The sequence below is a fragment of the Burkholderia sp. Tr-862 genome (assembly GCF_011753085.1).
In the GTDB taxonomy this organism is placed as follows: domain Bacteria; phylum Pseudomonadota; class Gammaproteobacteria; order Burkholderiales; family Burkholderiaceae; genus Burkholderia; species Burkholderia ambifaria.
In genome coordinates this window covers 1-7069 of record NZ_VWWG01000248.1, presented here as the reverse complement: position 1 = coordinate 7069, position 7069 = coordinate 1, and the positions used below count along the sequence as shown (strand labels likewise).

The 7069-nt window shown below is 66.1% G+C and carries 8 protein-coding genes; 3 read left to right on the top strand and 5 right to left on the bottom strand.

The features are described 5' to 3' along the window. The coding region (locus F3J14_RS32775) for an SDR family NAD(P)-dependent oxidoreductase (protein WP_131932263.1) at positions 1–142 on the bottom strand (142 nt) is incomplete at its 3' end. A gap of 52 nt (positions 143–194) precedes the next feature. Then, positions 195–935, bottom strand: coding sequence for an acetoacetate decarboxylase (locus F3J14_RS32770; protein ID WP_006755415.1), 741 nt, complete (start codon positions 933–935; stop codon positions 195–197). Positions 936–1383: 448 nt separating this feature from the next. On the opposite strand from F3J14_RS32770, the gene F3J14_RS32765 reads away from it, so the two are divergent. After that, positions 1384–1965 (top strand): undecaprenyl-diphosphatase, encoded by a 582-nt coding sequence (locus tag F3J14_RS32765; RefSeq protein WP_166726439.1) that lies wholly within the window; start codon positions 1384–1386, stop codon positions 1963–1965. A gap of 35 nt (positions 1966–2000) precedes the next feature. On the opposite strand, the gene F3J14_RS32760 is transcribed toward F3J14_RS32765, so the two are convergent. The 3 genes from F3J14_RS32760 to F3J14_RS32750 all read right to left on the bottom strand — a co-directional run bounded on the left by F3J14_RS32760 (position 2001) and on the right by F3J14_RS32750 (position 3918). Then, complete coding sequence (locus F3J14_RS32760; protein WP_166726438.1) at positions 2001–2225, bottom strand: hypothetical protein; 225 nt, start codon at positions 2223–2225, stop codon at positions 2001–2003. 119 nt (positions 2226–2344) lie between these two features. Beyond that, positions 2345–3169 (bottom strand): siderophore-interacting protein, encoded by an 825-nt coding sequence (locus tag F3J14_RS32755; protein ID WP_168736396.1) that lies wholly within the window; start codon positions 3167–3169, stop codon positions 2345–2347. Positions 3170–3204: 35 nt separating this feature from the next. Next, a complete protein-coding gene (locus tag F3J14_RS32750; protein ID WP_166726437.1) occupies positions 3205–3918 on the bottom strand; it encodes a PadR family transcriptional regulator in 714 nt (237 codons plus the stop codon). An 808-nt stretch (positions 3919–4726) separates the two neighbouring features. On the opposite strand from F3J14_RS32750, the gene F3J14_RS32745 reads away from it, so the two are divergent. After that, positions 4727–5728 (top strand): FHA domain-containing protein, encoded by a 1002-nt coding sequence (locus F3J14_RS32745; RefSeq protein WP_166726436.1) that lies wholly within the window; start codon positions 4727–4729, stop codon positions 5726–5728. Further along, the coding region (locus F3J14_RS32740) for a protein kinase (protein WP_166726435.1) at positions 5725–7069 on the top strand (1345 nt) is incomplete at its 3' end. The genes F3J14_RS32745 and F3J14_RS32740, both read left to right, overlap by 4 nt.

The following is a 7069-nucleotide window of genomic DNA, read 5'->3' as shown; positions in this document are numbered from 1 at the left end:
CGGCAACCGCGTTCGCGCCGTCCTGGTTCAGGTCGGCGATCGCGACGGCCGCGCCCGCCTTGGCGAGCTCCAGTGCGATTTCCTTGCCGATGCCGCTTGCGGCGCCCGTGACGACTGCGGTCTTGCCATTCAGGTTGCTCATTTCGAATTTCCCGTGGTGAAAGGATTGACAGGGAGAAAGGACTGCGGACGTGTTATTGAGCCAGGTAATCGTAGACGACTTCGCCGAGGCCGAGTGTCAAATCCGCGACGATGTGGCGGGCTTCGACGATCTCGAGCACCGGCAGGTCGGCCACCGGCGCAAGTGCGTGCGGCGCCAGCTCGAGCGACGCGGGGCCCGTCCACGCGCCCTTCATCTTGATGTCCTGCATGTAGTAGCGCACCAGTTCGCACACGCGTGCGGTGCCGTCGACGTGCGGGATGATCTTCAGCAGGAAGTTCGGGCCGGCGAGGCGTTTCGCCTGCTCTTCGATGTCGAGTTCCTTGTGCTTGTAGCCCATCGTGCCGGTCGCGACGCGCACCTTGCCGTAGTCGAGCGTGCCCAGGATGTGATCGGTGTTCACGTGCAGCGTGGGCGACGCGAGCTTCTTCGGGAAGCCCCACAGCTCGCGGCCGCCGGCGATCGGCGGGTGATCGTCGAGATACATCGCGAGCGTGTAGCCGCCGGCCTGGCCGTTGTATTCGACGGGGATCACCTGGCCGCTTTCGGTGTAGTCGCCGAAGCCGGTCGAATCGGCCATGCGAATGAATTCGTAATGCACGAGCGGCTCGGTGATCTGCAGCGGCTCGGGGACAATCTCGCGCAGACGGTCCGGATCGGTGCGATACGTGATGATCAAAAACTCACGATCGACGAAACGGTATGGCCCCATCGGGAAAGCAGGGCTGGTCAACGGCATCGCAAACGCGTTCGATCGGACATCGCTGATTTTCATGCGGACTCCTTGGTGTTGATCGCTTCGTGGATGATTGGTCGTAATCGTATGCCTGTGCGTCGCCGTTGTGCGATGCCGCATATGGAATTAATTGTTGCCGATTTCGATTCATTTGCCGCCTAAATATTGAGGCGGGCGGCACAAACGGGGGTGGATGGCGCCCGGCGGCCCGAAGTTCGCACGCATCAATGACACCACGATGTGAAAAAGGTGAGGCTTTACGGGAGGGTTGGTGAGTTTTTACGGGAGACGGTCGCGCGCGGATGTGTCAATTGTGTGAACTTGTGTTGCAGTGCGGGCTCTAAGTGCGTTCGCGCGCGGCGCACGGGCCGGCCCTCATCACCGGTAGGCCGACGCATTAAGCAACGCTTAAGCGGGTGCGCCCTAGCATCGTTTGCCTCCGACCGGCACGGCCGGTCCACTCATTACGCCCCACGCAATCGGATTCATGCAGAACCTCAATCTCACCCTGTTTTCCGCCATCAATGCCGGCGCCGCGCCGCACCCCGGCGTTGCCCGCCTCGCGATCTTCGCCGCCGACTGGCTCGTCTACGCGCTGCCTGCAATGCTGCTGCTGACCTGGATCTTCGGCGAACGCCCGACGCGGCGGCAGGCGATCGAAGCCGGCGTCGGCACATGCGTGGCGCTGGCGCTCGCGCAGGTGCTCGGGCATTTCTGGTTTTCGCCGCGGCCGTTCATGGCCGGCGTCGGCACGCAACTGATTCCGCATGCGCCGGACAGCTCGTTTCCGAGCGACCACATGACGTTCGCGTGGAGTCTCGCCGTCGGCATGATGCTCGCCGGCACCACGCGGCTGACCGGGTTCGTGATGGCTGCGATGGCCGTCGCGATTGCATGGGGTCGGGTGTATGCGGGTGTGCACTGGCCGTTCGACATGGCCGGCGGCGTGCTGGTCGGCACGGCCGGCGCGCTGGCTGCGCACCTGTACGGGCAACGCGTGGTCGAGCTGCTCGAACGGATCGGCGACGTGGTGCACGCGGTGATGATGGGGCGCGAGCGCACGCCCTGAGAGAGCCAAGCGGGAGAAGTACGGGCCGGACGCCATCAACCGGGCGTCTTGGCCGCGTCGGCCGATGCCGACGTGCTGTCGCCTGCTTCGTGCAGTTCGGGCGTTTCGCCCGGGTGCCGGGCGGCGTCGCGTTCGAGAGAACTTTCCTTCAGGATCGCGCACATCGCGACGAACAGCGCGAGCACGACGGCCGCCAGGCTGCAATAGCCGGCGATCTTCAGGTGGCGAAGGAAAGGCGAAGCGTGGCTTTCTCTTGTCATGACCGGGCGCTCCTGGGCGGGCTGCGGCGGCTGTCGCCCGACAGCGGCGTCGCAGACATACATATATACCAGCCGCCCCGCCGATGCCAAGCCCGCCGATGCGCGGGCGCCCGTTCGCGTCAGTCTTCCAGCGTTTCGTGCACGGCCGCCGCACCGCGCTTCCAGTATGCCGCCGCGCGGATGCGCGACTTGTCGATGCCGCGCTCGCCGGTCAGGTGCAGGCGCACGGCGCGCATCGACTGCGCTTCACCCGCCGCCCAGACATAACCGTCGCCGGAGGACGGCAGCGGCAGTTCGCGCACCGCATTCAGCAGCGCATCGCCGTCCGCCGCGTCGGCTTCGGCGCGAAAGCGCCAGATTTCATGCACGTCGGCGCGCGTATCGAACGAGATCTGCGCGGTGCGATCCGCGACTTCCAGCACGACCGCCGCACGGGCGCCGGCCGGCAGCTGCTCGAGACGCCGTGCGATCGCCGGCAGCGCCGTATCGTCGCCGATCAGCAGATGCCAGTCGAAATCGATCGGGACCACGAACGAACCGCGCGGGCCGCCGATGCCGAGCCATTGGCCGACGCGAGCCTGCGCCGCCCACTGCGATGCGGGGCCCGGATGGTTCAGCACGAATTCGAGATCGAGTTCGCAGGCGGCGCGGTCGAAGCGGCGCGGCGTGAAGTCGCGCGCGACCGGCTTCGGTTCGCCTTCGGGAAACTCGGGGCCATTCGCGCCGAGCGTCGGCATCGCGGGCTGCTCGGCGCCGGGCGGCGGAAAAAACACCTTCACGTGGTCGTCGAACGACGACGATTCGAAATCAGCGAGGTCGGGGCCGCTGAGCGTGACGCGCAGCAGATGCGGCGTCACGGTGTGCACGCGCACGACCTGCAGCAGGCGGAACTTGAGGGTATGGCGCACGCGGGTCACGGTGCGCTCGGATGTGTTTTGTATCAATCCGTTCTCCTTAGGTTTTTGCGAGGCGGCGCGGATTACGCGCCGGTGCCGCCTTCGATTTCGGCCGTCGCGCGGCGCATGATCGCCGCGATGCGCCGCTGTTCGTCGGCATCGGCGGCGCTCTTGTGCAGCAGCGCCCGCTTGAGCGCGAGACGCGCGTCGACGAACTCCGGAAGCCAGCCGGGCTGTGCATCGTCCGATGCTTCGCTGCCTGCCGATTCGCCGGCGAACGCGCGCCGCATGAATTCCATCTTGCGTGCGAGGTGCGTGAGGCGCGCGAACAGCGTGTCGACACGTTCGCGCTGCGCGTCGAGATGCGCGCGGCCGGCATCGGTCAGCGCATAGCGCTTGCGATTGCCTTCCGCCTGCGATGCGACGAAGCCGACTTCCTCAAGATACGTGAGCGCCGGATACACCATGCCGGGGCTCGGGCTGTAGAAGCCGTTCGAGCGCGTGTCGAGCGCCTTGATCAGCTCGTAGCCGTGGCTCGGCTGCTCGGCGACCAGCGCGAGCAGCAGCAACTGGAGATCGTCGGAGCTGAACTGGCGGCCGCGCGGCATGCCGTCGTCGCCGAAATCGCCAAAGCCACCGCGTCCGCCACGGCCGCCGAACGGACCGCCGCCGCTAAACGGGTCGTGGCCGCGACGGTGGCGGCCGATCGCGTGCCAGAGGCCGGCGAACCAGTCAGGGCCGGCATGCGCACCATGACCGTCGCATCGGGCATGGCCGCGGGAGGGGTTGTGTCGCATGATCGTGTCCTATGTATCGGAAAACATATCTAAAGATATATATCGAAAGATAGGGTGTCAAGGACGGATTATTGGGGTGGGATGGGGGCGTGCGGTTGTGCCGAGCGGCCGGCGGCGCGAATTCCTGTCGGCGCGTTCCGTCGATGTCGTCGTCGGCCCGGCGTCCGGCGCCCGGACGGCCGGTGCCGGATCCGGTGTTGCGGTCATTCAAATAATTGATCGCGGCGCACGCGCTTGCCGATGATTTCCCGAAACATTCCGAGTGGCGCAGCCGGATTTATGAATAAATTAATCAATGTCGATTATAAGAACATAGATGACCATTGTTTAAATTCAGGAAATTATTTAATTTAATTATCGCCCGATCAAACAAATTGTCCGCGACAGCAAAGGTCGTCGAATCCACCTCGTAATTCAATGACGTCATCCGTTGCAGCGCTTGTCCGGCGGTCATTTGCACGGCGATGAAGAATTTCGCCCCTTTATTTGCGACCCTGAAAATTCGTCGAAATGTGAAGCATTGCAATATAAAGCCCCCCGAGCCGGGTATTCCGGTTGCGATGCGTGATTTAATTTGGCAGGATTTTCATCAGGTTGTCCGGCTTTAAAACAACAAAGCACTCGACAATTCAATTTACCGAAATAACGCGCGGCGCGCCGGGCAACGATTGGAAACGAAGGCGACCAGAAAAATCAGGTAACGAGGCGGCGAACGGTCGGCACCGTTCGCGATCATTGAATCAATCGCTTGTTCGGTGGCGTCGATGCGTCACGCGAGCGATCCGGGCGAATCCGACACGGGGCGGCCATGGCGATACTCAAGAACGATTCTTCCGGAGAAGCATGCCTGCTCCGCGCGTATCACGTGTTCGGCCGCGACGACGCGCGCTGCGACACGGTCATCCGGGATGGGTCGGTGTCGCGTGTCCATGCCCATATCCGCTGGGTCGGCGGGCTCTGGGAGCTCCACGATCACAGCAGCAACGGCACGTCGGTATCGGGCGTGGCATTGCGCGACGGCGAGCACGCGGTGCTGCAGCGCGGCGACGTGATCCGGTTCGGCAGGGCCGGCATTGCACCCTGGCGTGTCGATACGCTCGACGATCCGGCCGATACGCTATGGCCGATACGCGGCGCCGCGGCGCCTATCGTGCTCGCACCGCGCCAGATCCTGCCTGCCCCGGCCGCGCAGCCGGTCACGATCGTCCGTTCGCCGGCCGGCGAATGGCTGTGCGACGACACGTTGCCGCCGCGCGCGCTCCACGACGGCGATGAAGTGTCGACCGGCGACTTCGCGTGGCGCCTCGCACTCGTGCGCCACGGCTCGACGGTGATGCTCGCCGCACCCGCCGATCCGGCCGGGCCGGCGCAATTGCTCGAATTCTTCGTCAGCCGGAACGAGGAGCACGTGCGCATGCTGCTGCATGTCCGCGGCGGCGTGGTCGACCTCGGCGAGCGCGCCCATCACTACAGCCTCGTCACGCTCGCCCGCGCACGCTCGGCCGACATGCAGGCCGGCTACGACGCCGCCACGCAAGGATGGATCGAACTCGACCGGCTGGCACGCATGCTCGGCATCGATACGTCCCATGTCAACGTGCAGATTCACCGCGCGCGGAGCCAGTTCGCGGCCTTGCCGGGGCTGGGCGCGAGCCAGCTCGTCGAGCGCCGGCGCGGCAGCGTCCGTTTCGGCGATTTTTCGTTCCGCGTCATGCGCGGCGAGCACCTCGAATGCCAGTCGGTGCCGGCCGTCGGGCCGCGTATCGGCGTGCAGCGTGCGGCGCCGGCCCCGGTTGTCCATTGCCCGTGAACGCGCGCGAACCGGCCGTGTTGCCGACCGCATTTCGCCCGCCAGTCGGGCCGGACGCCGTTGCGCCGCCCAAGCATGCCGCGCCTTTCGCGGCGCTTGCCGGCAAATGGCATTACCGGCTCGGCGCGCTGCTCGGCGAAGGCGGCAACGGTGTGGTGTTTCGCGCGACCTGCGGCGAGACGGGGCAAGATGTCGCGATCAAGCTGATGCGGGACGATGCCGCGCTGAGCGCGGCGGAGCGCGCGCGCCGGCGTGCGCGCTTCCGGCGCGAGACGAGCCTGTGCGAGGCGCTGCGGCATCCGAACATCGTGGCCCTGCTGGACCAGGGGGAAGCGCCCGACGGGCGGCTGTTCGCCGTATTCGAACTGGTGCAGGGCAGGACCGTGCGCGACCGGCTCGCGGCGCAAGGGCCGCTGTCGGCCATCGACACGGGGCGGCTGATGACGGAGGTGCTCGACGCGCTCGCGGCCGCCCATCGGCGCGGCATCGTCCATCGGGATCTGAAGCCGCAGAACATCGTGATCACGATGGCCGATGACGGGCCGCACGCGAAGCTCCTCGATTTCGGCATCGGTGCGTTGCTGCCCGGTACCGAAGACGTCGCGCGTGACACCGCGACGCTGGCGACCGAGGTGCTCGGCTCGCCGCCCTATTGCGCGCCGGAGCAATTGCGCAACGAGCCGCCGACACCCGCAAGCGATCTTTATGCGTGGGGCCTGATCGTGATCGAATGCCTGACGGGCGATGTCGTCATGCAAGGCGCAAGCGTGGCCGACATCCTCTATCAGCAACTGAGCCCCGTGGATGTCGCGCTCCCGCCATCGATCGCGTCGCATCCGCTCGGCGCGGTACTGCGGCACGCACTGAACAAGAATCCACAGCAGCGCGCCGCGTCGGCCGACGCGCTCGCGGCGCAGTTTCGCGCGCTCAACTTCGCCGCGCTCGTCGGACAGTTCGATGCCGGTCGCGCGGGCCGGCAGATGCATCCGCGCCCGCTTGCACCGCACGGCGAGACGATCGCCGCGCTCGGCGAATTCCGACAGATCACCACGTTGTGCTGTTGCGTGACGATCGCCGGAGAGGGGCGGCAACGCCATGCCGGAACCGAGCACGGCAATGCGCTCGACGGCTACGAGGAACAGTGGCTGACGAAGTGCGCCGATATCGCCGTCGGTTACGGCGCGCACGCAGGCGGACGGCTCGGCGACACGCAGCTGTTCCATTTCGGCCTGCAAGGCGATATCGACCGGCCCGCGCGCCGCGCGGTGCGTGCGGCGCTCGACATGGTGCGGGTAGCCGGGCATGCGCGGCTGCCGGTGCCGGCGGCGGCCGGCGGCCGCG